We start from the raw sequence: 24,732 nt of genomic DNA, 5'->3' as shown, positions 1-24,732 counted from the left end.
AACTTTGCCAAATAACTTGGCTTGTAGCATTTTACTTCCGATAGGTTTAGTAGATTTAGCTCGAAGTTCAGAAGTCCCAGAGAATTTTTTTTCGTCCAGCTACCTCTTGAGGCTGAGTATCGTCTCTCAGGATTGGTAACGAATCGCTGACTCGTCTCATACCCGCGACCAACTATCTACAGCTTCCGCAAACAAGCTCAACTCCAGACTGGCTGAGATCGACATCGTAGCAAATCTGTTGGTGTTTGTATTGAATCTTACATTAAAGTTTTAACAAATTTAATCAATTTTTGTAAAGTTTCTAAATTTTATGCAGTATTCCGAAGGCAGGCGGATCTCTGGGGGATGGAAACCGGGGGATTGTGTTTGTGTGCAGGTTTTACTAGAACAACAGTTTGGACATTTTTCGATCGCCAACCGGAGAATAAGGGTTTCAGACTACAACCTCAAAACTTAGTTCGCTGAGGCAGGTTGACCTCAGAAACCGGGTTTCTAGGAAATTTTGGGTTGAGTAACGAGAAATATCGCAAGAAACCTGGTTTCTAGCCCCTATACAATCGCCAACTGAAACAATCCGTAGTTTTACTGGAAAAACTCGATTTCAATCCGATCGCCCACTTTGAGACCGAGTTCAGCAGCTCGCCCGCCCCGGAGTTCAATAACTCGATCGACAACAGTGTTGGGCCCGTAGGTAGGACAAGGATCGGCAGTACAAGGAGGTGCAGAAACTTCGATCGCCTCAACTACTCCATTCCGCAGAAAAATCATATCCAGAGAAATCTTGCAATTTTTCATCCAAAAATTGACCTGCCGCGCCGATTTAAACTCAAACAGCATTCCTCTGTCATCCGGCAAAGAAGTTCTGTACATTAAACCCATAGCTTGTTGTTCCACTGTTTTCGCCACTTCGAGTTCAATCCTCTTCGAGGGTTCCGCTGACGGGCGATCGGCTATCCGAGCTCTAGCAGAAACAGGCAGCACTTGACCCGATGTTGTCGCCGTCGGAGACTGCGACGCCAAAATACCAGTAGCACCAGTATTCGCAACAGGTAAAGTCGGCGAACATCCCAGCAAAAATAGAATTACCGCAATACTCAGCAAATTACCTAAATAATTCATAATGATTTTAGATTTTAGATTTTAGATTTTAGATTGGGAATTGCCAATTGGACAGAGGAACCAACTGTCAACTCTCAACTGTCAACTGTCAACTGACTGCTTCAAGATTCGCGCATCACGTAGCCAACACCGCGCACCGTCTGAATCAAGCGCTTTTCGCCCTCATCTTCAATCTTGAGGCGCAGATAGCGGATGTAAACTTCAATCACATTCGACTCGCCCAAAAAGTCGTAACCCCAAACATTTTCCAGAATTTGTTCCCGAGTCAAAACCTCGCGGGGATGTTCCATCAAATACTTTAGCAGCTCAAATTCCTTCATCGTCAGGTCGATCGCCCGTCCGTTGCGCAGGGCCCGCCTAGAGGCCAAATCCAAAACTAAATCGCCAAACCTCAATTGTTCGTTGCTGGTGTTATCCGGCTGCAAATACAAGCGCACCAACTGCAAAAACTCCTCAGTGCGGTAAGGTTTGAGAAAATAATCATCCGCGCCAGCTTCCAGACAAGCTACGCGATCGTCAACTGTATCGCGACCGACCAATAGCAGTACCGGCACCCGATTGCCAATACTTCTGAGGTAAGAACACAGTGACAGCCCCGACTCAGGGCCAAGTATCCGATCGATTACAATCAAAGCTGGCTGCAATTCATGAGCTAAATGTTGACCTGTGGCGGTATTAGAAGCCACTACCGGTTCGTAGCCGGAGGATTTTAAGTCGAGACTCAAGTGTCCGGCGAGAACTTCGTCTGTTTCAACTAGCAGGACACAGGGATTGCGATCGAGAGTAATTGCAGCCATTGAATTGACCGGTGGAGACCATAACTGTTCTAGCACGTTTGATGGCCGTTGGTTGTTAACTGTTGGTTGTTGGCTGTTGAGTGTTGGCTGTTGAGTGTTGGCTGTTGGCCGTTGACTGTTGTTATTTGTTGTTATTAGACTTCTGCTAAAAAGCAGGTTTTGAACAGGCATCCTGCCTGTTCCACGATAATTATGGGAGATGTCTATTCGTTATGGGTTATTTGCGAGTTGCTACCCATTACCCATTCCCAATTCTCTAAGGCCCCATGCCCCATGCCTCATGCCCAATTCCCAATTTAAATTATGAGCATCATCGTATTCGGCAGTATCAACATCGACCTAGCAGCAAAAACTCCCCGGTTGCCGCAGCCAGGGGAAACTATCATCGGTAGCAATTTTTTCACGGCCGGCGGCGGCAAAGGAGCAAATCAAGCTGTCGCCGCCGCCCGTCTCGGCACTTCCACCCACATCATCGGCCGCGTCGGCAACGATAAATTTGCTGAAGAATTATTGACAAATTTACAATCTTATGGGGTAAATACAGACAATGTATTAATAGACCAAAACACTCATTCAGGAGTGGCAATAATCGCGGTAGACGAGACAGGTCAAAATAATATTATTGTGATTCCGGGCGCGAATAACAATGTCGGTGAAGCAGATCTAGAACGTCTCAAAAAACTGTTAACAGCAGCTACATCCTTGCTGTTACAGTTAGAAATTCCCCTGGAAGTTGTCCAAAAAGCTGCGAAAGCTGCTCGTCAAGCGGGGGTGCGAGTTATTCTCGATCCAGCACCAGCTAGGGCGGATTTGCCTATCGAACTTTATCCCCTAATTGACATTATCACGCCGAATGAAGTGGAAGCCAGCCAGTTAGTAGGTTTTCGGGTGAATGACACCGAAACAGCGATTGTAGCTGCCAAACACTTGCAGGAGCGTGGCGTCAAGAATGTTATTGTCAAATTGGGCGATCGCGGGGCTGTTGCTGTTACGGCGGATGAAACGTTTTTTGTACCGGCTTTTGCTGTGGAGGCGATCGACACTGTGGCCGCTGGCGATGCTTTTAACGGCGGGTTGGCCTCTGCATTAGATGCCGGTCTTTCCTTGTCAGAGGCGGTGCGGTGGGGCGCAGCAGCGGGCGCTCTGTGCACAACTAAAGCGGGTGCTCAAGGTGCTATGCCCGATCGGGCAACTTTTGATAAATTTTTGGATAATTTAATTTAAATTTGTAAGGTGCGCCGAAGAGCACCCTACGTTAACTTTTCAAGCGCGCATTACTGGAATTTGTCAGGTGCGCATTCCCCACCCTACTTTAACTAATTTTATGGCCGCTGAATAATTGTTTCAACTACCCGCCGCTTGACTTTTGGATCGATACCAATCAGCCGCACGTATTCGCCGCCGTGTTCCGCCAAACAAGTCTCTAAAGATGCAACCACCTCTTTTTCCTGTGCATTGTTAATCGTCGCGCAACTTTGCCAAGAACCAGTTTTAAATCGGCGATTATCTGCATATTCCATGCCAATTTTGCAGCCTCTTGCTAACAACTGCTTTACTTGTTCCAATACCTCGGAGCTCAGCCGTGCCGCATGACCGTTACCACCTTCAGAACTTGGCTCATCGTAAGCCTTATAATATTTGGATGACGGGTCGTTTAATTGACTTTGCGTTGGCGCAGCAGCAGGAGCATTGGGGGTTCCTTGAACGTTAAACAGCCGCGATTGGTTGTATTCATCTACTAAGCGCATTTCCTGAATCCGCTTTTGTTGGCCCACCATCAAACTGCCCATTTCTATTAAATGAGCGAGGCTGAAATTCGGGTTGTGGAAATCTGGCGCTGCTTCCAAAGTGTTTACCAAACGCTTGGAAACTCGCTCGATTCCTACTTTGTGAATGAATTCGCGGATTTGTTCGTCATAAATGCGCGATCGCAAAGCGCTAAAAAAGTCGATCGCCTGCTCGGCAAAATTATCCACTAACGCCACAATATCGGTTTTTGACAATTTGTCCGACTCAAAAATTCCCCCAACAATGCCAATTTTATCATCCCGGCTGGGTTCCCAATAAAACTTCTCCATCCGCCCGTCGCGAATCAGCGGCGCGTAAAGCGTAGAAAAATCATTTCCAGTGACAATAATCGGCACTCGGTGCAGCGGCGTGCTGTCATAACTTCCCGGTAACTGCACGTTAGTTGGATTATCAGCAATATTCATCAGAGTCGCATTGACCATCTGAGTATTGACAGTATATTGAGTAGTAGTATCGAACCTGCCAGCACCAGCATCCAAATCGTTAATAAAGATGGCGCACATCTCGCCGCGCACGCGAATTTGCTCCGCCGCTTCCCGGTAGCGCAAGCGAATTAAACGCGACGGATCTCCTGCATCCGGACTTTCTAATTCCCCACCAGATATCATCACCGGTTCAAAGCCCATCCGCCGAAAAACCAGTTCGGTTTGAAAAGTTTTGCCTTCTCCTTTTCGGCCGTGAATTCCCAAAATTAGGGGAACTCTTACCCCGGGCAAATTTAAAAAGTTCTTAGTGACGTGCACCGCAACTTTATCGAGAAAGTTAGGAGAAATGTAATAACTCATCAGTAGATTTGTGAGGGATTAATTGTTGTTACTGTTATGATTTTATGACAAAACTAACAGCCTGCACCGCTAACCTGGATTTTTACCGTACAATCGAGGTCTGCATATTATGTGTTAAGGAGCGATTCGTGAGTCCAGAAACCTTACTAAAAGAACCAACCGTGCAAGCCGAAGCCAGTCCCTTCAGTTCTGAGAGCTTCGACAGCTATGTAATGACAACTTACGGGCGTTTTGCGATCGCCCTAGAACGGGGCCTGGGCTGCCGCGTTTGGGATACCGAGGGCGGCGAATATCTCGATTTTGTGGCCGGTATTGCTACCTGCACTCTGGGACACGCCCACCCCGCAATGATTGCAGCGGTAACTCAGCAAATTCAGACCCTACACCACGTTTCTAACCTTTATTACATCCCCGTACAGGGCGAGCTGGCGAAGTGGCTTGTAGACCATTCTTGCGCTGACAGAGCCTTCTTTTGCAACTCCGGCGCTGAAGCTAATGAAGCGGCAATTAAACTCGCCCGCAAGTACGCCCACGAAAAATTAAATATCTCGAATCCGACGATCGTTACCGCCGTTGCGAGTTTCCACGGGCGGACTTTGGCGACAATTACGGCAACGGGACAGCCTAAATACCAGAAGGGTTTTAGCCCGTTGGTGCCGGGATTTCACTACGTGCCCTACAACGATATTAGTGCGATCGAAAGTGCGATCGAGGAACTCGACAAAGACGAACGCCAAGTAGCAGCAATTATGCTGGAAGCGCTGCAAGGCGAAGGCGGAGTTCGCCCCGGAGATATCGCCTACTTCCAGCGAATTCGGGAAATTTGCGACGAAAAAGGCATTTTGCTTATTCTCGACGAAGTGCAAGTCGGGATGGGACGCAGCGGCAAATACTGGGGCTACGAAAACCTCGGCATTGAACCGGATATCTTTACATCTGCCAAAGGATTGGGCGGCGGTATCCCGATCGGCGCTATGCTGTGCAAATCTTCCTGCGATGTATTTGAACCGGGAAGTCACGCCAGCACTTTCGGCGGCAATCCTTTTGCTTGCGCTGTAGCTTTGTGCGTTTGCCAAACTTTGGAACGGGAAAACCTTCTGGAAAACGTGCAGCAGCGCGGTGAACAGTTGAAAGCAGGGCTCAACAAGTTGGCGGCCGAATATCCGCATTTAATTGCCGAAGTGCGCGGCTGGGGTTTGATTGTCGGGATGGAATTGCAAGCTGACATCGAACTTACATCCGCTGATATCGTCAAATCTGCGATCGCCGCAGGAGTTTTGTTGGTTCCCGCAGGGCCGAAAGTGCTGAGATTTGTCCCGCCGCTGATTGTCACTGCCGCTGAAGTCGATCGAGCTCTGCTGGCAGTGGAGTCAGCGTTGCGCTCTCAAACGGTACAGTAAAATTTACTGAGTTGATTTTTGTTAGCTTTAGCGCTGAATCTCGCACAATATCCTAGATAACTCACTTAGTCCAGAACACACTCTTCCTCATAAACCGGGTTTGTTTCGAGATTTCTCGTTACTAAATCCCATAGTTTCCCAGAAGCCCAGTTTTTTAGCCTAAGTCCGATCGGGGTAAAAGTAAACCCGTCCCGCTGCAAATCTGTCGGGGCGGGTTTGTCAAATTTAGAACTGTCTGGGATATCAATTCCGGTTGCACTCCTCATGACTGTTGACTGTTTACTGTTTGGACATTTGAACAATATTGATGCAACCGGAAACGATATCAAAACCGTCCCGACAGACTGACGGTGCTTTTTACCGGGATTTTACTCAATAGCAGCGCACAACATAATACTATTAGCGATTCTAGGTGCTAGTTGCGCTATCCGTGTGTCTGTTGGGACTTGTGAATCCTGGTTTAACTATTTTGCGCGCTTCCCACTATCACCGTACTCCGTTTAGTGGGAAGGGCGGGTGACGACCATTGCATCTTTGAGCAATTATTGGGACAGTTTTCAAGAGAGGAAAAATGCAATCGCCGTCACCCAATTTTTCCTAATTCTTTGCTCATCAACTGTATATTGTGAGAGAATAGAAGAACCAAAGAGGTGATGTTGATTGCTACACAAAGCTATCCAAGTTCGTTTGTATCCTACCCAAAATCAACAAATACAAGTAGTTGCCACTTTTGGTTGTGCGCGTTGCTGGTGGAATTCTGGTCTAAATAAATCAATTGAAGTTTATAAGACAACTCGTAAAAGACTTGGCTGCTTCAGGCTCAACACACTTTTTCTTGATTTCAAAAAATCAGATGGCAGTGCATGGTTAGATGAGTGTTACAGCCAATTTTTGTCAGCTAATGCGCTTACATTAACCGCTGCATACAATTTTTTTTGATACATTGGCTGGGTTTACTAAATTCAAATTTCAGGAGGGAAAACAGTCATTTAAGTATCCTAAACCCTCCTATTTTGGAGGAAAAAGTGTCAAGATTTTCGGCAATATTGGAATAGTAAAACCAAAATACAGCAGTTTCCGATGCTATGAGGTACAGTAGCAGCAATGAGTGAACCAATGTCTTAAATGGTTAGGATTCATCAAATTAAGGGCAACTGCTATGATCCGATCGATCATCTCTGGGGTCTTGGGAGAGAACATTCGCAAAAAAGATTTAAGCTGCGACCACCACATTTCAATAGGATTAAAATCAGGAGAGTAAGGGGATAAACAAATAACCCTTGCACCTACGCTTTCAATCATTGACTTGATTGAGGTGAGTTTATGGGCGGGTAAATTATTCATTACTACTACCGCTCCGGGCCACAATTGAGGCATAAAAACTTCTCAATAAATACAGAAAATGCCGCACCGTCCATTGAATCATTCAGGGTCATTACTGCCAGCACTTTATTCAGACTAATTGCGCCAATGGCTGTGAATGAAAGCTCCTCGATAAAATGGTTTGATTCCTCCTACTCTTGTCCCCAGCGCAGAACGGGCATGACTTCTAGCCAAACACAGCATCATCCCTGTTTCGTCTAAAAATACTAGGTTCTCAGCCTCGATATTTCTGATTTTTCCCCAATACTCAACTCTTAATTTTTGTACTCTTTCTGTTCCGGCTTGGCTACTGTACCATGTTTTTTTTTACGATTGAGTCCTAATTTTTGTAGATAGCGACACAGAGCCGTCCGACTTACCCATTTTCCAGTCCGTTGCCCTAATAATTCACACAATTGGCTCAAAGTAGCATCAGGATGGTCAGCTACTAATGCTCTTACTGCCGTTTCTGCATCAGTCAAAGGACTGAATCGGGGTTTACCCCTCTGTTTGGGAAGTAGGTTTCCCTGAGTTTGTTGTTGCTTGACCAGTTTTTGAACTAGACTTTTAGTAACCCCAAACCGGGTGGCTACTTTTCTAATTGACATCTTTTCTGCCAAGTGTGCTGTCACTATTTTTGAGCGGAGGTCAAGGGAATAGGATTTCATTAGCTTTGACTATCAGATGCTTTTCACCTTAATTCTTAATTGTACCTCATAGCATCGGAAAGTGCTGTAAATAAATTAATCGAGGGTAAAATCCAGACATTAATTGTTAGTAAAAATTGTTTAGGGAAATATCTGGCATCTATACAGAGTGAAATTGAGGGTGAGAACCAGACAACAAAAGAAGGTAGGATTTATGGCATTGATTTAGGATTGAAACACTTTGGTATTGTCAACGAGGGCAAAAAAGTATCTAAATATGACAATGCCAAGCATTTTGCCAAGCACAAGAAGAACTTGAAGCGCCAGCAGCAAAAGTTAAGGCGCCAGCAGACAAGAAGTAATTCTAGGTACAAATATAGAAAAGTTGTTGCCAAGGTATACGAACGGGTTGAGAGTTCGCGGCAAGATTTTATACATAAACTTAGTTATAAGTTTGTCAGCGATCGCCTCGCAGTCATAGTAGAAAACCTTAGTGTCTTGGGCATGGTTGGCAATCCAAATTTGGCGAAACCAATAGCAGATGAAGGTTTGGGTACTTTTACTAACTTCTTAGCCTACAAGTTGGAACGCAAAGGCGGGAACTTACTTGAGATTGATAGATGGTTTCCCAGTTCTAAACTATATTCTAATTGTTTCCATCAAATGACCGAGATGCCCTTAGATGCGAGGGAATGGACTTGTCCTAACTGTGCGACCGATCGTCGCGATCGGGAGGCGAACGGAGCGATAAGTATGATAGCAGAAGATATCACTATACTAAAGGCGGAAGGTGCAGCCGTCTCTGCTTTAGAAGGCGAGGTAAGACCAAAGCTGGGACGAAAGTCTAAGCTGAGGCACTCGCCTATGAGTACATAAGCCCCTACTATATTCGGTATTCCGATTTAGCGGTGGGTAGTTCACTTGGTTGCACGGAAGCAGCGCTCCTATGGTTAATAGTTTGGCGGAATGCACGATGGACGAACAGCGTCGCAAAACAGATGTTAATATGCTCCAAGCGCTGCTGGAAAATCCTGGGGACTCAGGAATAGATTTGATTTTGAGCACGAACCCAAAGTCGATCGACTTTGGGTTCGTGCAAACGCTTTATTTGGAAGAACCGGCACTGACGCGAGAAAGTTTGCTGAAAGCTGCAAAATTTTTCCAAAAGGCGATCGCACCCTTAGAAGCTGCAAAGGGCAATTATAAATTGCCCGCAACCGGGGCAGCATATCTGACTTTTTTAGCAGAAGTATTGCAGGCAGTGGCGCGCGGCGCTGATTCGCAGCACCTGTACTCGCTGCTGACAAACAATTTAGACAAACTCGACCAGAATTTTGCCGAACTGCTGCGCCACTGGGCTACTTTGGTGTTTTCTGCTGCCAAAGAATCCGAGACAAGGCGCATTGCAGCTTTAATCGGCAATCTGAGCAACAAAATTGGGCGGTTTCCCCTCGGCAGCAAGGCTAATAACTTGGAAATCGAAATTGCCGGTTACGAAACAGTTGCTAAGGTGTTTACCCGCAAATACTTTCCCCAAGAATGGGCGGTGATGCAAAACAATCTGGGCAACGCTTACAGCGATCGCCCCAAAGGTGATAAAGCTCAAAATATCGAACAGGCGATCGCTTGCTTTGAAAATGCCCTACAAGTGCGCACTCCCGAACAGTACCCGGAACAGTGGGCGACGCTGCAAAACAATCTGGGCAACGCTTACAGCGAGCGCCTCAGGGGAGATCCGGCAGAAAATCTAGAACAGGCGATCGCCTGCTATCGAAACGCGCTGCGAGTTCGCACCCGCGAAACTTTCGGGGAAGAGTGGGCGAGCACTCAAAACAATCTCGGTCGCGCTTACAGCCGCCGCCTGCGAGGCGACAAAGCCCAAAATCTGGAACTGGCTGTCGCTTGCTACCACAATGCTTTGCAAGTCTACAACCGCAAGCTGTTTCCCCGGCGCTGGGCGACGACTCAAAATAATTTGGCAAATGCTTACTGCGAGTTCCTGCGGGGCAACCGAGCCGAAAATCTCGAATACGCGGTTACCTGCTATCAGAGAGCTTTGCAAGTGCGGACTCGGGAAGCTTTTCCGCTGCAGTGGGCGACGACTCAAAAAAATTTGGGCCGGGTGTTTATCGATCGCATCAAAGGCGATCCCGTGGAAAATGTGGAAATGGCGCTCGCCTGCTATCAAAATGCTTTACAAGTCTACACCCGCATCAAATTTCCCGAAGCCTGGGCTTCGATCCAAACTTACCTCGGTAGGATCTACAGTCGTCGGCCCAAAGGGGAAAAAGCCGAAAATATGGAAATGGCGATCGCCTGCTATCAAAATGCTTTGCTGTTTTGCAACCGCCAAAAATCTCCCGAACGCTGGGCGATGCTGTGTGCCTACCTCGGCCGCGCTTTCTGCGAACACCTGAAAGGGGAAAAAAACCGCAACCTCAAAAGCGCGATCGCCTGCTATCAAAATGCCGGTCAAGTCTACACCAGACAGGGATCTCCCAAGCGCTGGGCAATGCTGCAAATTTATCTCGGTAGGGCTTTTTCCGAACTGACGAAGACGGAAAACTCGTCCCACCTGGAAAGTGCGATCGGCTGCTATCACCGTGCCGCCGAAGTCTACACTCGCGAAACCTATCCTCACCGCTGGGCTGAAATTTTATTTTATTTGGGTCAAGCTTACCGAGTTCGAGGCGAGTTGCTTCGCGCCTACGGCGTTTTTACTGCTGCTGTCGATACTGTTGAATTCTTGCGATCCGAACCAGAGGTTGATGTGACCGATTTGGGCGATGTGACGAGCACCGCAAAAGTCAAATTAACCCGCACCTGGGCTGGACTCTATAAATGCCTGGTGCAAGTTTGCCTGGATCTCGGCGCCACCCAACCTGAGTATTGCGCTAAGGCCCTGGAATACACCGAACGCCACAAAAATCGAAATTTGGTAGAACTGCTTGTTAAATGCCACTTGACTCCGAAAGCCGAAATTCCGGCAGCGGTGCGAAGCGAATTGGAGTCGCTGCAACTTGAAATAGCCAGGGAACAGCGGCACCAAGAACAGCGAGAGATCGAGCCGAGCACTACCTTGATTTCTGAAGGCGACAGCCAAGGTTTAAACAGCGCTTGTTTGCTTCCGAACTCCGACTTCGTGCACTTAAATCAATTGTGGCGGCAGTTTGATGGGTTGATTGCTCGGGAGGTGCAGGCAAACGACCCTTTCTTCAGCCTAGCTCGCAAAGTTGAACCGATCGCTTTTGAGCAAATTCGCCAATTGTTGCCTGGTGCCAATTGTGCTGCCGTGGTGTGGGGGAGTTTGGGGGAGGTGCTAGTTGCTTTTGTGGTGGTCAAGAGTGCACAATATCCGGCCGTTCACCTGTGTTCGCCGGCAAATGCTTTGGCTGCCGAAAGTTGGGCCCAGGAGTACCTCAGCGCTTATTCCGAACAAAAAGGTCGCTGGATCAATCATCTCCCGGCTCGCCTCAAACGCTTGGCTTCGCTGCTGGAAATCGATCGAGTGGTGGCGCTGATTCCAGAGAATTGCGATCGGCTGATTTTTGTGCCGCACCGATTTTTGCACGCTTTGCCGCTCCACGCTTTGCCTCTGGGGGTGAGAGACGGGTTTGAGGAGGGTGGGGGAATTTTTAGGTCTGGGTTGAGCGATCGCAGCGGTTTAGATCTGGAGACTCACAGCGTTTCGGATTTTTCTCAAAGTTCGGCTTTTGGCGAGGTTCCAGCGCCTGCTGCTTATTTGATCGATCGATTTGCTGGAGGAATTCGCTACGCTCCTAGCTGTCAGCTATTGCTGTTGAGACAAAGTGCGCGCGAATCAGCTATTGGTCGGTACAGACCCCGTTTGCAGCACCTTTTGGCAGTTCCAACTTTCACCAGAGATTCGTTCTACAGCAACATTGAAATCGGCAATATTTCCCAGTATTTTTCTAGTGCAGAAGTTGTGCGCCAGAAGCCGGCAATTAAAGAGGCTTTTTCACTAGGAATGTCTGCTAATAATGAGGATTTCTCCCAGCCAATAGGGCAGTGGCAGCAGAAAAAATGTGCTCATTTTGCTTGTTTGAGTTTGCTTAATTGGGCTTTGCCGCTGAAATCTGGCGTGTTTTTTAGGAATGAGTCTCTGAGTTTGGAGGAAATTTTTAATCTGGATTTTCGACAATATTTTTTAGTTACTTTATCGGGTTGCGAAATTGCGGCCGGCGGAGTTAGCGGTGCTGGAGGAGATTTTGTCGGTTTGTCGGCGGGCTTGTTGTATGCTGGCACGTCTAGTGTGGTCAGCAGTCTTTGGAAGGTGAACGATGTTTCTACGCTGCTGCTGACGAGCAAGTTTTATGAAAATCTCGGACGGTTTCCCAGGTTGCAGGTGGGAGATGCGGCGATCGCGCTGGCGGACGCTCAAAGGTGGCTCCGGGATTTGACTGGCGAGCAATTGGAGGTGTTGCTGGCGGATTTTCAACCTCAAATTTCGCAAATGTTCGATCGGCTTTCTCAAAGTTCTCGCCTGATTGCGGAGGCTTCTTTGCAGCAAATCCGCAACCGCAAACCCTATCCTTTTGCCAATCCTTATTATTGGGCGGCTTTTACTGCGGCTGGGGTTTAGTTATCAATTATTAGCCATTAGTCATTTAAAAACCCGACACTAACAACTTATTTAAAGTTGTCAATGTCGGGCAATAATTCAACAAATTACAGCAAAAGTTTAGGATTTTTTGCCTAAAATTTGTTCTTTCAAGGCTTGAATTTCTTGACCTAATTGTTGCCGGTTGGACGATCGCAGCAAATAGCGGTAGATAAACCACCCGGTGTATCCGATACCAATTAGCTCGAATGTCGGTGCTAGCAGGGGGATGTCGTTGAGTTCATCTATTATCCCCAAAAGCACTTTCAAAGAGATAATCGAGGCTACAATTACACCGATCACAGTCAGGGGACTTTTGTATTGCTCGTAAAAGCTGCCGATGTAAGCGGGAAACTCGGACAAAATTGAGATAATTTGTTCTTTGATCTGCTGGGTCTGACTTGGCGGTTCGTCGGTAATTATGACTTTTGTTGTACCGAGCGAACTGTCTGCTTCATTTCCGGCAGGAATGTCGGTGACGATAACGGTTGTTTCTGGTTCGTTTGATGAAGTCATTTCTCCACTCGCAATAGTTTTTTGCTGGTTGGCGGCAGGTATTTCAACTGCTGCTGCGGCTGTTTCAAGAGCCGGTATTTCGACTGCTGCAACCTCCCCGTCGGTTGGTTCAAGAGCCGACACTTCGCCTGTTTCTGAAGTCGGTATTTCGACTGCTGAAACGGGCGCCGCCACTGCTTCAGGAGCCGATATTTCGACTGCTGAAACCTCTGGTGCTGAAGTCGGTATTTCGGCTGGTGAAACGGATGCTGCCGGCTGTTGTGCGACAGAAGTTTCGGTTGCAGTTTCCGCGTTTTGCTGTTCTGGGGTAGGAGTTTCGGCCGCGACACCAACAGCCGGCAAATTCAAGTTGCTAATGGCATCAAGCAAGCGAGTTTTAGCCGTTCCTCGCTGGTGAAGGATTACCCAAGATTCTATCAGGTCGGGGCCGTGCATTGCACCTGTCAGAGCGGCTCTGAGCGATCGCATAATTAGCCCTTTGTTAAGATTTTTCTCTTTACTGAGCTTTTTAGTGATTTTCTGAGCTTCCGCTGATGTCAGGGACGAATGACTTTCCATCGCTTCTACAACTGCTTGTAAAGCCTGTGCAGCCCCTGTTTGCTGCAACTGTGCGAGTGCTTCTTCTTCGTATTCCACGGTGGTGGAGAAGAATACCTTACACATATCCACAGCATCGGTTAAGCGAACGAGACTCGGGCCGATTAAAGCAGCTATTTGTTCGAGCCAGGGGCGATCGGCCTCCAAGTCAAACTCATAACCGCCTTTCTGCCACCAATAAGGTATCAGCAAATCTGTCAATTGCGGCACTGGCATTTTGTGCAGATATTGACTGTTCAGCCAATTGAGTTTATCCCAATCAAATTTTGCACCGGCTTTGTTGACTCGATAGAATGTAAATAATTCTGCTGCTTCCGACAGTGTAAATATTTCCTGCGTTGAATCCGGCGGAGTCCAACCGAGCAAAGTCATGTAATTAACTAAAGCTTCGGGCAGGTAGCCCATATCTTTGAAGTCAGAAATCGAGGTTACGCCGTCCCGTTTAGAAAGCTTTTGTCCTTGGGAGTTTAAAATCAGCGGCGTGTGGGCAAATTCTGGGATTGTCGCGCCCAAAGCTTCGTAGAGCAGTATTTGTTTCGGAGTATTGCCGATGTGATCTTCGCCGCGGATGACGTGGGTGATGCCCATGTCGATGTCATCGACAACTACGGCGAGGTTGTAGAGTGGTTGGCCGATGACGCCGCCGCTGGATGCACGGGCAATCACCATATCGCCGCCGAGGTCGCTACCTTTCCAGGTTACGGTGTCGCGCACCATGTCGTTCCAAGAAATTGTGCGATCGTCGTCGATGATAAACCGAATCACAGCTTGTCGCCCTTCGCCTTCAAAAGCTGCGCGCTGTTTGCTTGTCAAGTTGCGGTGCCGGTTGTCGTAGCGGGGGGCTTGTTTGTTGGCTTTTTGTGCTTCCCGCATTTCGTCGAGTTCTTCCGACGTGGTGTAGCAGCGGTAGGCGAGTCCATTGTCGAGAAGGGTTTGGACTGCTTGGCGGTATATTTCCAGACGCTGCGACTGAAAACTCGGGCCTTCATCCCACTCCATACCCAGCCAGGTGAGTCCTTCGAGGATGTTATCGGTGTATTCGCTCTTAGAACGTTCTACGTCTGTGTCTTCTACCCGCAGGATGAATGTGCCGCCTTGGTTGCGGGCAAACAGCCAGTTGAATACGGCGGTTCTGGCGGTACCGATGTGTAGGTTTCCGGTGGGACTGGGGGCTAGACGGACTCTGACATTCATGTAGATTTTTGCTTTTAGATTGGGGTCGATTTGCTGGTTGGGCGAATAGCTGATGTTTAAGACTTCAAATTTTATTATATTTTGTTGCCGACTTAAAAGTTGTCCTTGGCAGGTGTTTTGCCTCGAATTGCTTGATAATAGGCGATCGGGCTACAGTCTCCGGCAAGGCAGCAGAGGTCATCTTGATGATATTAGCATTGCGGGCGGCCCAGACTGGATTCACCTTTGGGACTATTTTCAAAGCACAAATAACTGTCGTAGGGCTACCCAAATAATTCTTGTAAAATGTTTGTGTGCGATCGACGACATTCAAATATATTTCCCTATGTCTGCTGCTAAAACTGAGTTTTCCGAATCTGTTGCGCCATCACCCGAGTCTGCTGCCCCTGCTTGGCAGATTGAGTTGCTGTACGACGGTGAATGTCCTCTGTGCGTGCGGGAGGTTAATTTCTTAAAAAAACGCGACGCGGGGCGAGGTTTAGTATCGTTTGTGGATATTGCGGATGATGGCTACAACCCGGAGGCCCACGGAGGAATCGACTACGAAACGGCGATGGGTCGGATTCACGCGATATTACCCGACGGTACGACGGTTAAAAATGTGGAGGTTTTTCGCCGCACTTACGAGATTTTAGGTATGGGATGGGTTTATGCTGTGACTAAGTTACCAGCGATCGGGGCGATCGCCAATTGGCTGTACGGAATTTGGGCAGACTGGCGGCTGATGCTGACGGGAAGACCGGATTTAGCAACTATTATGAGCGATCGAACTCAGCGGATCGAGTGCGAAAGTCAGGGCCGCTGCCAACCCAACTCAAAATGAGTAGTATTGGGGAAATTCGATCGGTCTATCAGAAGATGTCAGCAGAAACAGACTGCAACTAACATTAAAGATCGACTACTAAAAGCGGGAAAAAAAATGCAAGATGCAGGCTATACAGTTTTCATTGGCTTCGGCGGCCTCTGGGTACTGATGGGAATTGTCGCTGTGATTGTCCTTTTCAAATCGGACGGTCAAAAAATTAGCTTTGGCAAATGGGGATTGTTAGTGGCTATTCCGATCCTGGTACCCATCGTTCTAGTTTTGACTTATCAGATAGCGCGCCCGTTTATTATCCAACACCTTTGAGCGCTGCTGGGAGTCGATCGTAACTGCAAGCAGGAGTTTTTTTGCCAGCCTTTTAGGGTAAACTGTACCGCGTAGTAGTTAGTTTACCTAAAACACTTTCTCCATCAAATGCCTAAGCCAAGTAAGCCCACAACCAAAGCTCCGACTGTACTCGATCTCTTCTGCGGTGCAGGTGGGATGAGTTTAGGTTTTCAAAATGCCGGCTGTGAGATTCTAGGCGGTATTGATAAAAATCCCCATGCCATCAGAACTCATCATAGAAACTTCCCTAACTGCCAGCTCAAGCTTGATGCCCAACCGATAAAATCTCTGATTAACTTGAGTCAACTAGATATCCAGCCGGGAGAAGTTGATATTTTAATTGGTGGGCCGCATTGTCAAGTATTTTCATTAGTGGGCAAAGGCAAAATGAGGTCTTTGGGCAAACAGATAGAAAGCGATATTAGAAAATTTTATACGAACAGTTCATCCGCTTTGTAGAATATGACAAACCGCTATTTTTTTCAATTGAAAATGTTATTCATCTCCGTAACCACTGGATATTCCCTACTTTGATAGGAGATTTGGAAAAAGGGTTGCATAAAACAAATTGCAATTATCCAGGCTATAATATTAGCCAACTTTCCCAGAGCGCTTTGTATTTGAGGCACCTATGACTAGGATGTTGGAATTAATTGGGAATTCTGTGCCTCCTCTTTTAGCACAGGCGATCGCCGTTAAGTAGCTGAAGTAGTAATAAATGGCTTTAAGAAAGGGTTGGACACGAGATGAACTCATTATCGCAATGAATTTATACTGCAAGCTACCATTTGGACAGCTAGATAGTCGCACGCCAATTATTATTGAAGTCGCTCAAAAGCTGGGAAGAACACCAAGCAGTCTATCAATGAAGCTTTGTAATTTAGCTTCATTCGATCCTGTACTACAAGCCCGTGGCATTCAAGGTCTTCGCGGTGCAAGTAAAGCGGATCGTGGCATTTGGCAAGAGTTTTATACAAATTGGGAAGAACTAGGAGTTAAAAGCGAAGAACTATTACAAGAACTATTTGATAATGTAATACCTGAAGAGTATCAGCTACCCCGACAACCAAAATCTCAAAATGTCAGGGAAATCAAAATACCTAAAAGTCAGCCAACTGGCGAGACAGAAGTAGAAGCGAGTGTAAAAGCACGAATCGGACAAAGTTTTTTTCGCCAAACTATTCTCGCTAACTACAACAGCCGTTGCTGTATTACTGGTAATCCAATTCCACAACTTTTGATCGCGAGCCATATACTACCTTGGGGCGATTACCCAGAACATCGACTCGATCCTCATAATGGTTTGTGCCTTGCTCGTACTCAGGATGCAGCTTTTGATGGGGGAATGATTACATTTGATGAAGATTATCGACTGGTTCTTAGTTCATATCTTGAAAGTTTCTTGCCGGAAAATGTATTAGAGCATAACTTTGTTGCCTATCACGGGAAGCAAATACGTTTACCTGAAAAATTTCAACCTAATCCTAACTTTCTCCGCCGTCATCGAGAAGAAATTTTCCTTGACAATTAAATTAACAGGTAGACTTGCACATTTTTTGCATACCCTTGACAAACAAGATTATTATCTTTTTCTGCGACTGCTTGCCCGCGATCGAATCCGCCTTTTACCTGGCTCTCAACTTGGTCTTCTGGGGGACTGCGGGTTGGCAGTTGAATTTGTGATCGCCTGTCAGCCCAGGCACCAGAACAAACCGAATCCAAGTCGGTTTATTAATTTTACTCAAATATCTTGCGAGAATTAGTGTTGGTTCGATCCTAGGCTGGTAACATTCCGATACGTTGCAGGAGCGAAAGATTTAATATCGAGTAGAACGAGCTCGGTAAATTCTAAAACGGGTTTCGCTGCCTGCAAGTCGCAGTATCCAGAGCTATCTAATCCCGTGTGAATTCCTAATGTTAGACAACGCTTAAAAATTTAGGTGACGAAGTGAGCTTGAAACAATGCCTCACCTCCACTAATGGTAACTCCACCTCCCGAATAATTCATGTAAGACCTGTATTTCTGAATTTCTTCGATTAGTTCATCAACACTGACCTTTTTACGGTTTTCTAGATATCGGCAATGTGGATTAGAACAGTAAAGGCAACGTAGCAGGCAGCCTGCTGTTTACCTTCTGATGTTGATCTAGGCTTTGTGAAACAAACGCTGGTACTGTGCTAACTCAGTACCAGCGGTTATTTTTCAGCATATCGCCTTTTTCAGCAATCTGAACATTTTCTATTTTGAACGGGACAGACGGGGCTCGAACCCGCAACTTCCGCCGTGACAGGGCGGTGCTCTAACCAATTGAACTACTGTCCCTCGTTTTGCCGTTTTTTCAGGCACAATTTCTATTATGCCTATAACTTCACCTTTTGTCAAGAGGTTTTTTGAACTTTTATTTGGAAGCCCAAAATTTGAGTCTCTTGCAGGGGACTGAAGTTGTTGTCGCTCACCAAAATCAGACCTCTGCTACCATCGCCTAACACCGGGCCTAATGTCAAGCCCTCAATGTTGTCTAGGGGAATTTTCAGGGTTTCCAAATCCAGCAGCAGGCGTTTTTGAGCGGGAGAAACCTCGCTGAGACGGCTTTGGAGGCTTTCGAGTGCTTCAATACGATCGCTCTTTTCCAAGGAAATCTCAAATAGTTTAACAGTAACTCCGGTTTCCAGGGAGAAAGCACGCTCTAAACTCAGCAAACGGTTATCGTCGATCGCCACCAAATCCACTAAACCGTTGCTAGTTAATTTTCCCACAGGATTCGCACCAGCGGGTAGCGGTTCGGTGATGTAGAGAAACGATGCTTCGGGATTGCCGCTCACCGCATCGTAGCGCAAAATCCGGCACGGGCTCCCGGTTTCCAGGGAAGGTACAGCGCCATCTTGAACCAACGCATTTTCTGTGGCGGTGAATAGGTATTTGCGATCGGGCGTTAAAGTTAAACTTTCAAATGATAGATTGTTGCGGATGCCTTTACTGCCCTTGTCGTCGGGCAAAAATAGTTCAGGAATTGCCAGCGTTTTCAGGAGTTTACCATCGAGGGAGAACTCTTTGATAAAAGGATTTATTTGGCGATCGACATCTCCCTCAGAAGAAACAAACACGCTATTGCCAGTAAAAACTATCCCTTCCGGATCTAAACTTAATTCAGGAAAACTTTTACCCTTTTCATCTAATAAAGTAGTGACACCAGTAAAAGTAATTTTTTCTTTTTCCAGTTTACCAGATTGCCAGTTAATTTTGAGAGTATAGAAGCGCGCCGGAGCCTTGCTGCTTCGGTCATCAGAAATGGCATAATAAACTTGTTTGTCGGCATCATAAGTAATGCCCGAAAGTCCGCCAATTTCCGTACCCTGAAAAGGAGAACCTGTAGGAAATATGGCTCTACCGATAAAATCTATTTTGGTAACGGCGAAAGATTTGGCTGACTGGTTTACCCAAATAGCAACAGTTGCTGCCATGAAAAAACAGACAATAAATATAGTTGTTTTTGCTAGCTTTCGCATTTTACCAATAAATACATGATTACCTATCTACTTTTTCCCTTTCTTCCTTCGCGCCATTCGCGCCTTCGCTGTTCGTTAAATCTCAAAATCACGGCTCATGATTTAGCAAAAAATTGGTCAACCAATCTTTAACTACATAAGTAGCACGACAGTCGTCCTCATTGTAGCGGACGATCGCCTCCAAGAGCGATCGATCGCCGGTTTTGAGCCAATCGTCGTACCAGCAGACGCACTGAGCACCATTAGCCTTAGCATCTCGCCAGTCAAAACCCAGCCAGCGGGCAATTGGTTTGAGTGCGTAACTTTCCACCGGCATAATCGCCTTTTGCGTCACTTGTTTGTGAATATCTACAAACCGTTTCAGCACGGGTTTCCACAAATAAGCTGGAGTATTGTAAAGTTTAGCCAGTCGCTTAAAAGTCTTGACTTCGTAGTCGCAAAAGTGGAAAATAGGAGCAATAGGATAAGCCCACATTAATTCTAAAAATTGCTCCCAAATTGCTCCTTCCTCTGCTGCTGATTCTGCTAAAAAACCGTGGAATTTTTCCGTATTGTTGTACCTGTCAACAACTAAGACTCCGTGGAGGTAATCCAAGTTTAACTCTGGTTCGGCTTCAATATCAAAGTAGAGTTCGATTGGGGCGATCGGTAAAAAGACAGATTGGGAATAGGGAATTGGTTTCTTGCGGAGAATTGGCCCAGGTATAGAAGATGTCGCAGGTTTATTTTCTCTAATTTTTACTTCCTCAACTGCGATGTCATTCAAGATATTGTCTACAATATCTGGTACTATTTCAGATGAGTTAAGTTCTTCTGAATTCTCCCTTCTACCTTCTTCTCGATCGTTAATCCGTGTATCCGTGTCAAAATTCGTATCGTGCCTTCCTTCTTCCTTCTTCCCTCTTCCTTCTTCCTTCTTCCTGACATCCGTTACAGAATCCGTTGCCGAACTTCCTTCTTCCTTCTTCCTTCTTCCTTCTTCCCGCAACAGCGGTTGATTTAGCAAGTGCGATTGAGCTTGCTGCACCACATCAAAAGCAACTCTGTCAGGGAATTCTGGATGCTCAGCAAGCAGTTCGGAACTAGCATTAGCGAGAGCTTCTACATCAGTAATTTCGATAGTTTTTAGTCTAGCATAGCGGCTGGCAGTAACTCCCGGCAATAACGAAAGATGTTTAATAGATTCGGCTTCGGCGTGACATATAGTATACCAACCGCAAAGATTGCACTTTTGCCGGGAAATAAACACCTCTGGTTTATCCCGATTTTCTATCATCTGAATGCAGTTCTCTAAAATCTCGAACATCTGAGGAGTTCGCTGGTCTAGATTCACCGACCACAGCCCTTTTTTTCGCAGCATCAGCCACGCAGTCTCTGGCATTGTTTCCTGCACGGAAGCTAAAACTTGGGCGTGAAAAGCTGCGATAATTTGATACTCTTGTTTGGGTCGCTTGCTAAGCCAAATATCTGCAGTAATATAACTCCAATCGCCAAATTTTGATTGTCCGGGCTGTTTAATTAATAAATGGGGGCGGCCGATTAGGGTAATGTTTGAAGAGTGAAGATTGGAGGATGAAAGATGAATGGGAGTTTCGGGGAGGTCGCCAAATTCTGGGAAATATTGACGGTCGATTCCTACCAGAGAAGTTGTTGTGCCGTTGGTTTGGCCGAATTCGCCCTGGATCAGAACTCCTCGGTAAATGCGATCGACTCCTTGCTGCATTAAACTCAATGTAGCGGCCGCGCCGGCTTCCCAATCCCCTCTAGGATAATATGGTTGTTGGTAAGTCTCGTGTTCCAAAGCTTGCTGCTGGTATGCCGCGCTGTCGCGCATCAGTTTCAGCAAAAAGTCGCTGGGGGGATCTAGTTGTTTCCAGTCTCCGCAGGTGTCTAAAAATGCTCGGAGATGGCATCGTTGATAGGAAAGTAGTAGTTTGTCAGTTATTAACATTTAGTATTCGCAAGGCATAGAGTATCAGGCAAAAGGTATAAAATTCACAGCATTAGTTATTCAATATTAACGCTATCAATAATTCCCCAAAAAAAATGACAAAGGACAATCACCGGCAACAATTCCCAGCTTTGGCCAATAAAGCTTATTTTAACTACGGCGGACAAGGGCCGCTGCCTGAGCCTGCTTTAGACGCGATTTATCAGGCTTACAAACGGGTGCAGCTTGGGGGGCCGTTTTCGGGGGAGGTGGGGGCTTGGGTGGTTCAGGAGGCGATGCTGACGCGACGTGCGATCGCATCTGAGTTGGCGGTACCTCCTGAAACCATCGCCCTGACAGAAGATGTCACCGTCGGCTGCAATATTGCGCTGTGGGGCATTGACTGGAAAGCAGGCGACCATTTGCTGCTTTCTGATTGCGAACACCCCGGCATTGTAGCCAGTGTAATGGAACTTCAGCGCCGTTTCAACATTGAGGTTTCGATTTGTCCGTTGGCGGCTACTTTGAATGAAGGTGATCCGGTGGCGGTGATTGTTGATAATTTGCGGCCAAATACTCGCTTGTTGGTTATCAGTCACATTTTGTGGAATACTGGCCAAGTTTTGCCTCTGGCTGAGATTGTGAAAGTGTGTCATGAACCCCCCCTAACCCCCCCTTGGCAAGGGGGGGGACAAGAGGATTTGTCCCTGATTCAAGGGGGGGGACAAGAGCAATTGCCTGCCAAGAATTACAAAGTTAGAGTATTAGTTGATGCGGCTCAATCTGTGGGGGTTTTGCCTTTAAATTTGATTGAATCGGGGGTTGACTTTTATGCTTTTACTGGTCATAAATGGTGGTGCGGCCCGGAAGGTTTGGGGGGGCTTTATGTGAGTGCGGAAGCTTTGGCAGATTTGCATCCGGTGTTTATCGGTTGGCGGGGAATTGGGCCGGGTACTAATGGTAAACGTTTTGGCTGGAAGCCGGGATCGCAGCGCTATGAAATTGCGACTTCTGCTTATCCTTTGTATGCGGGTTTGCGGGAGGCGATCGCCCTGCAACATGAATGGGGTACGATCGAGGAAAGGTATGCAGAAATTTGCCGTTTGAGTAAGTATCTCTGGGAGCGTTTGTCGGAACTTCCCGATGTGGAATGTTTGCGGAAATCTGCGCCGGAAGCTGGTTTGGTTTCGTTTCGATTAACTAATGGGATGCCGCACAACAAGCTTGTCAATTTGTTGGAGAAACAGGGAATTATGGTAAGGACTATTCTTAATCCTGACTGTGTGCGGGCTTGTGTTCACTATTTTACAACTGAGGCGGAGATTGATAAGTTGGTTGGGGCGATCGCCATAGCGAAGTTTTCATTTGAGTAAAACTTTAGCATCGGCAGTTATTCATTTTCAGCAAGCCACAGCTCGATTTCTTCTCGGTTGTGTTCGTAATAGTTCGCAACCGCTTGCAAATCTTGAAGGGTGAGTCCTGGATAATTATAGAGAAGTTCGGCTTCAGTTGCGCCCTGTTGTTGGTAGGCGATAATCGTCCAGACGGGAATGCGGGTATCGCGAATTCGCGCTGCACCGCCACAAATTCCTGGAGTTTTGTGAATGGGATGTTGAAGGGTTTGGACGAATTGCAGCGTTTGTGCTAGCAAGTCATCAGGCAGTGTTTCAATGGTTTGGAGAAGTTGTACTTTGATGGTCATAATCGATATCCAGATGCAATAGCGGTTTACACATTGGCAGCTTCGATAATTCGCTCAGCAGCAATAGAGGCATCTATTTCCTGAGAGTGAACTGCATTAAAAGCGAGAACATCGTTCACTTGAACTTCACTTAAATCATACTCAGCGGCAATTTGGTTTGGCGAAAAAACCCATTTTTTGGCTGCAACTACTACTGTTTGCACCCGCAACCGAGTGCCGCGCAAAACGGGAACGAGTTGGCCGCTAGCGCCGCGCACATAGGTGATTTCAGGAAAAGCGCGATCGTAATTCCGCTGGTTGAGGGTAGCGACTTTTTCGGCTACAGCCCAGAGGATAAACCAATAGAAGGAAATGCCTTGGAGTGTCGCCAATTTTTCAGCTTCTTGCTGTAGCTGAACGAGTAAGTTTAAGGTGTGGGATGTCAGCGTGAATGGCAGTCAGTGGGGTTCGTAGTTTATGACTAACAATTGAGATAAATTATGGATATTAATACGATGATTGTGCTTAAGCTTATAATTTAATTCAGCTATAGCCAGCCACAGCCAGGAGAACAGCTATGTTTCGCAACACGAACTTACAAACAAAGCTAATTACCGCTTTTATATTGATGGGGTTGCTCGTCTTCGTGTTTGCTGGCGTAGGGTGGAGCGGGGTTTCCAGGCTAAGTGTACACATCAATACCCTCGGTGAGGATAGCCTGCCAAGTGTGACTGCATTGTGGAATATCAACGAAGGACAGACCCAAATTCAGGCATCAGAGCGATTACTCTTCGATCCCGAAATGACTAAAGCACAAAGGCAAGAGGCATTAGCTAGAATTCAGAATGCCTGGAAACAAATCAACGAAAACTTTCAAAAATACGAAAAGATCCCGAATACCCCAGAGGAAGATAAAAACTACAAAGAATTTCAACAAAATTGGGATGCTTGGAAGAAAGCCCATGAAAAATTGCTGAATATAGAACAAGACTATAACCAAATTGGCATCCGGAATCCCTGGAAAAGGCAGGTTCAGCTAATTAGTCAGGGTAAGAGAAATTCACCAGAAATCGCGGCAGTTAAAACAGCACTGGAACTCCGTACCAAGATGGATGAGTATGGCTCAAGTACAGAAGAGCCTTTATTTAAGAGAGCTACAGATTCAGTTATATCAGTTATAGCCTTCAATCAAGACATTGCAGACAAGACTAAGCAATCAGCCGATCGGGATATAAATCAGATTGGATTCTGGGTTGTTGTGGGGATGATTCTAGGTCCGGTGACAGCGATTATTTTGGGAATATTCTTTGTGGCGATCGCTAAGCCCATCGACAAAGCCCTCAAAGGCATTGTCAATATGATAGTCAGTTCTTCCAGCCAAATTGCCGCTACAGTTGAGCAGCAAGAACGGATCGTCAATCAGCAAGCAACGGCGGTGAATGAAACTACTTCCACAATGGATGAATTGGGAGCATCATCGCGCCAATCAGCAGAGCAAGCAGAATCAGCATCTAACAATGCCCGTGCGGTGTTAAACCTAGCGGAGGAAGGAGCCACAGGCGCACGTCAAGTTTTAAACCAGGCGGAAGATGGCAATAAGGTAGTGGAGAAATCTCT

Annotated in this window: 23 protein-coding genes, 1 tRNA gene and 3 pseudogenes; 12 read left to right on the top strand and 15 right to left on the bottom strand. The window is 46.6% G+C overall.

Annotation, left to right across the window (positions count from 1 at the left end):
* Nucleotides 1–582 precede the first annotated feature (582 nt).
* Entirely contained in the window at nucleotides 583–1,119 is a 537-nt protein-coding gene (locus tag QUA20_RS17715) for a DUF192 domain-containing protein (RefSeq protein ID WP_333190327.1), read from the bottom strand.
* A 101-nt stretch (nucleotides 1,120–1,220) separates the two neighbouring features.
* Complete coding sequence (gene nblR / locus QUA20_RS17710; RefSeq protein WP_172189432.1) at nucleotides 1,221–1,916, bottom strand: response regulator transcription factor NblR; 696 nt, start codon at nucleotides 1,914–1,916, stop codon at nucleotides 1,221–1,223.
* 303 nt (nucleotides 1,917–2,219) lie between these two features.
* On the opposite strand from nblR, the gene rbsK reads away from it, so the two are divergent.
* On the top strand, nucleotides 2,220–3,140 hold the full coding sequence (gene rbsK, locus QUA20_RS17705; protein WP_333190326.1) for a ribokinase: 921 nt from the start codon (nucleotides 2,220–2,222) through the stop codon (nucleotides 3,138–3,140).
* Nucleotides 3,141–3,238: 98 nt separating this feature from the next.
* On the opposite strand, the gene QUA20_RS17700 is transcribed toward rbsK, so the two are convergent.
* The gene (locus QUA20_RS17700; RefSeq protein WP_333190324.1) at nucleotides 3,239–4,510 is read right to left on the bottom strand and encodes a ribulose bisphosphate carboxylase small subunit; all 1,272 of its coding nucleotides are present in this window, start codon (nucleotides 4,508–4,510) and stop codon (nucleotides 3,239–3,241) included.
* 128 nt (nucleotides 4,511–4,638) lie between these two features.
* On the opposite strand from QUA20_RS17700, the gene QUA20_RS17695 reads away from it, so the two are divergent.
* Nucleotides 4,639–5,910 carry an aspartate aminotransferase family protein gene (locus QUA20_RS17695; RefSeq protein ID WP_333190322.1) on the top strand — a complete coding sequence of 424 codons (1,272 nt, stop codon included), beginning with the start codon at nucleotides 4,639–4,641 and terminating at the stop codon, nucleotides 5,908–5,910.
* A 65-nt stretch (nucleotides 5,911–5,975) separates the two neighbouring features.
* Here QUA20_RS17695 and QUA20_RS17690 read toward each other — a convergent pair whose 3' ends face one another.
* Nucleotides 5,976–6,176 carry a hypothetical protein gene (locus QUA20_RS17690; protein WP_333190320.1) on the bottom strand — a complete coding sequence of 67 codons (201 nt, stop codon included), beginning with the start codon at nucleotides 6,174–6,176 and terminating at the stop codon, nucleotides 5,976–5,978.
* A gap of 394 nt (nucleotides 6,177–6,570) precedes the next feature.
* Between QUA20_RS17690 and QUA20_RS17685 the strand changes: the two genes are divergently transcribed.
* On the top strand, nucleotides 6,571–6,849 hold the full coding sequence (locus QUA20_RS17685; protein WP_333190318.1) for a helix-turn-helix domain-containing protein: 279 nt from the start codon (nucleotides 6,571–6,573) through the stop codon (nucleotides 6,847–6,849).
* A gap of 144 nt (nucleotides 6,850–6,993) precedes the next feature.
* Here QUA20_RS17685 and QUA20_RS32045 read toward each other — a convergent pair whose 3' ends face one another.
* Both QUA20_RS32045 and QUA20_RS17680 read right to left on the bottom strand, forming a co-directional pair.
* The gene (locus QUA20_RS32045) at nucleotides 6,994–7,287 is read right to left on the bottom strand and encodes a transposase (RefSeq protein ID WP_445304685.1); all 294 of its coding nucleotides are present in this window, start codon (nucleotides 7,285–7,287) and stop codon (nucleotides 6,994–6,996) included.
* Between the two features lie 260 nt (nucleotides 7,288–7,547).
* Nucleotides 7,548–7,880 (bottom strand): hypothetical protein, encoded by a 333-nt coding sequence (locus QUA20_RS17680; RefSeq protein WP_333190317.1) that lies wholly within the window; start codon nucleotides 7,878–7,880, stop codon nucleotides 7,548–7,550.
* Nucleotides 7,881–7,979: 99 nt separating this feature from the next.
* Between QUA20_RS17680 and QUA20_RS17675 the strand changes: the two genes are divergently transcribed.
* Together QUA20_RS17675 and QUA20_RS17670 are read left to right on the top strand one after the other, a co-directional pair.
* A complete protein-coding gene (locus QUA20_RS17675; protein WP_333190315.1) occupies nucleotides 7,980–8,795 on the top strand; it encodes an RNA-guided endonuclease TnpB family protein in 816 nt (271 codons plus the stop codon).
* A gap of 70 nt (nucleotides 8,796–8,865) precedes the next feature.
* Entirely contained in the window at nucleotides 8,866–12,522 is a 3,657-nt protein-coding gene (locus QUA20_RS17670; RefSeq protein ID WP_333190313.1) for a CHAT domain-containing tetratricopeptide repeat protein, read from the top strand.
* A gap of 99 nt (nucleotides 12,523–12,621) precedes the next feature.
* Here the strand turns inward: QUA20_RS17670 and QUA20_RS17665 are convergent, their stop codons facing one another.
* Nucleotides 12,622–13,056 carry a CAAD domain-containing protein gene (locus QUA20_RS17665; protein WP_333190380.1) on the bottom strand — a complete coding sequence of 145 codons (435 nt, stop codon included), beginning with the start codon at nucleotides 13,054–13,056 and terminating at the stop codon, nucleotides 12,622–12,624.
* 348 nt (nucleotides 13,057–13,404) lie between these two features.
* A pseudogene (gene gltX, locus QUA20_RS17660) lies at nucleotides 13,405–14,847 on the bottom strand (glutamate--tRNA ligase); the annotation flags it as partial.
* A 112-nt stretch (nucleotides 14,848–14,959) separates the two neighbouring features.
* On the opposite strand from gltX, the gene QUA20_RS17655 reads away from it, so the two are divergent.
* The 5 genes and pseudogenes from QUA20_RS17655 to QUA20_RS17640 all read left to right on the top strand — a co-directional run bounded on the left by QUA20_RS17655 (nucleotide 14,960) and on the right by QUA20_RS17640 (nucleotide 17,528).
* Nucleotides 14,960–15,670: a DUF393 domain-containing protein gene (locus QUA20_RS17655; RefSeq protein ID WP_333190311.1), complete on the top strand. Its 711-nt coding sequence runs from the start codon at nucleotides 14,960–14,962 to the stop codon at nucleotides 15,668–15,670.
* A gap of 96 nt (nucleotides 15,671–15,766) precedes the next feature.
* Entirely contained in the window at nucleotides 15,767–15,976 is a 210-nt protein-coding gene (locus tag QUA20_RS17650; RefSeq protein ID WP_333190310.1) for a hypothetical protein, read from the top strand.
* 108 nt (nucleotides 15,977–16,084) lie between these two features.
* Nucleotides 16,085–16,456 (top strand): DNA cytosine methyltransferase, encoded by a 372-nt coding sequence (locus QUA20_RS17645; protein WP_333190308.1) that lies wholly within the window; start codon nucleotides 16,085–16,087, stop codon nucleotides 16,454–16,456.
* A gap of 151 nt (nucleotides 16,457–16,607) precedes the next feature.
* Nucleotides 16,608–16,700: pseudogene (locus QUA20_RS32040) on the top strand (hypothetical protein); the annotation flags it as partial.
* Between the two features lie 15 nt (nucleotides 16,701–16,715).
* Nucleotides 16,716–17,528 carry an HNH endonuclease gene (locus QUA20_RS17640; protein ID WP_333190307.1) on the top strand — a complete coding sequence of 271 codons (813 nt, stop codon included), beginning with the start codon at nucleotides 16,716–16,718 and terminating at the stop codon, nucleotides 17,526–17,528.
* Here the strand turns inward: QUA20_RS17640 and QUA20_RS17635 are convergent.
* The 5 genes and pseudogenes from QUA20_RS17635 to QUA20_RS17615 form a co-directional block, all read right to left on the bottom strand.
* The gene (locus QUA20_RS17635; protein ID WP_333190306.1) at nucleotides 17,525–17,719 is read right to left on the bottom strand and encodes a hypothetical protein; all 195 of its coding nucleotides are present in this window, start codon (nucleotides 17,717–17,719) and stop codon (nucleotides 17,525–17,527) included. The two genes, QUA20_RS17640 and QUA20_RS17635, sit on opposite strands and share 4 nt — an antisense overlap.
* A pseudogene (locus tag QUA20_RS17630) lies at nucleotides 17,680–18,125 on the bottom strand (radical SAM protein); the annotation flags it as partial. The pseudogene QUA20_RS17630 and the gene QUA20_RS17635, both read right to left, overlap by 40 nt.
* A gap of 121 nt (nucleotides 18,126–18,246) precedes the next feature.
* Nucleotides 18,247–18,320 (bottom strand) — tRNA-Asp (locus QUA20_RS17625).
* Nucleotides 18,321–18,376: 56 nt separating this feature from the next.
* Entirely contained in the window at nucleotides 18,377–19,459 is a 1,083-nt protein-coding gene (locus tag QUA20_RS17620; protein WP_333190304.1) for an esterase-like activity of phytase family protein, read from the bottom strand.
* 133 nt (nucleotides 19,460–19,592) lie between these two features.
* Complete coding sequence (locus QUA20_RS17615) at nucleotides 19,593–21,455, bottom strand: TM0106 family RecB-like putative nuclease (RefSeq protein WP_333190303.1); 1,863 nt, start codon at nucleotides 21,453–21,455, stop codon at nucleotides 19,593–19,595.
* 95 nt (nucleotides 21,456–21,550) lie between these two features.
* Here QUA20_RS17615 and QUA20_RS17610 point away from each other — a divergent pair, with 95 nt between their 5' ends.
* Nucleotides 21,551–22,807, top strand: coding sequence for an aminotransferase class V-fold PLP-dependent enzyme (locus QUA20_RS17610; RefSeq protein WP_333190301.1), 1,257 nt, complete (start codon nucleotides 21,551–21,553; stop codon nucleotides 22,805–22,807).
* Between the two features lie 17 nt (nucleotides 22,808–22,824).
* Here the strand turns inward: QUA20_RS17610 and QUA20_RS17605 are convergent, their stop codons facing one another.
* Complete coding sequence (locus QUA20_RS17605; RefSeq protein ID WP_333190300.1) at nucleotides 22,825–23,136, bottom strand: DUF433 domain-containing protein; 312 nt, start codon at nucleotides 23,134–23,136, stop codon at nucleotides 22,825–22,827.
* Nucleotides 23,137–23,162: 26 nt separating this feature from the next.
* On the bottom strand, nucleotides 23,163–23,507 hold the full coding sequence (locus QUA20_RS17600; protein WP_333190298.1) for a DUF433 domain-containing protein: 345 nt from the start codon (nucleotides 23,505–23,507) through the stop codon (nucleotides 23,163–23,165).
* Nucleotides 23,508–23,692: 185 nt separating this feature from the next.
* Here QUA20_RS17600 and QUA20_RS17595 point away from each other — a divergent pair.
* On the top strand, nucleotides 23,693–24,732 hold a 1,040-nt coding region (locus QUA20_RS17595), incomplete at its 3' end, for an MCP four helix bundle domain-containing protein (RefSeq protein ID WP_333190296.1).

Source organism: Microcoleus sp. Pol7_A1 (genome assembly GCF_036701085.1).
Classification (GTDB): Bacteria; Cyanobacteriota; Cyanobacteriia; order Cyanobacteriales; family Microcoleaceae; genus Microcoleus; species Microcoleus asticus.
Note: the sequence above shows the minus strand (reverse complement) of the source record. Positions and strands in the feature narration are given on the sequence as shown.

Excerpts from the sequence above, each read along its gene's own strand:
- QUA20_RS17640 (WP_333190307.1), top strand. The coding sequence starts at position 16,716 with ATGGCTTTAAGAAAGGGTTGGACACGAGATGAACTCATTATCGCAATG.
- QUA20_RS17620 (WP_333190304.1), bottom strand. The coding sequence starts at position 19,459 with ATGGCAGCAACTGTTGCTATTTGGGTAAACCAGTCAGCCAAATCTTTC.
- QUA20_RS17715 (WP_333190327.1), bottom strand. The coding sequence starts at position 1,119 with ATGAATTATTTAGGTAATTTGCTGAGTATTGCGGTAATTCTATTTTTG.
- QUA20_RS17690 (WP_333190320.1), bottom strand. The coding sequence starts at position 6,176 with ATGAGGAGTGCAACCGGAATTGATATCCCAGACAGTTCTAAATTTGAC.
- QUA20_RS17645 (WP_333190308.1), top strand. The coding sequence starts at position 16,085 with ATGCCTAAGCCAAGTAAGCCCACAACCAAAGCTCCGACTGTACTCGAT.
- QUA20_RS17610 (WP_333190301.1), top strand. The coding sequence starts at position 21,551 with ATGACAAAGGACAATCACCGGCAACAATTCCCAGCTTTGGCCAATAAA.
- QUA20_RS17670 (WP_333190313.1), top strand. The coding sequence starts at position 8,866 with ATGGTTAATAGTTTGGCGGAATGCACGATGGACGAACAGCGTCGCAAA.
- nblR (WP_172189432.1), bottom strand. The coding sequence starts at position 1,916 with ATGGCTGCAATTACTCTCGATCGCAATCCCTGTGTCCTGCTAGTTGAA.
- QUA20_RS17700 (WP_333190324.1), bottom strand. The coding sequence starts at position 4,510 with ATGAGTTATTACATTTCTCCTAACTTTCTCGATAAAGTTGCGGTGCAC.
- QUA20_RS17665 (WP_333190380.1), bottom strand. The coding sequence starts at position 13,056 with ATGACTTCATCAAACGAACCAGAAACAACCGTTATCGTCACCGACATT.
- rbsK (WP_333190326.1), top strand. The coding sequence starts at position 2,220 with ATGAGCATCATCGTATTCGGCAGTATCAACATCGACCTAGCAGCAAAA.
- QUA20_RS17615 (WP_333190303.1), bottom strand. The coding sequence starts at position 21,455 with ATGTTAATAACTGACAAACTACTACTTTCCTATCAACGATGCCATCTC.
- QUA20_RS32045 (WP_445304685.1), bottom strand. The coding sequence starts at position 7,287 with ATGCCTCAATTGTGGCCCGGAGCGGTAGTAGTAATGAATAATTTACCC.
- QUA20_RS17680 (WP_333190317.1), bottom strand. The coding sequence starts at position 7,880 with ATGTCAATTAGAAAAGTAGCCACCCGGTTTGGGGTTACTAAAAGTCTA.
- QUA20_RS17650 (WP_333190310.1), top strand. The coding sequence starts at position 15,767 with ATGCAAGATGCAGGCTATACAGTTTTCATTGGCTTCGGCGGCCTCTGG.
- QUA20_RS17605 (WP_333190300.1), bottom strand. The coding sequence starts at position 23,136 with ATGACCATCAAAGTACAACTTCTCCAAACCATTGAAACACTGCCTGAT.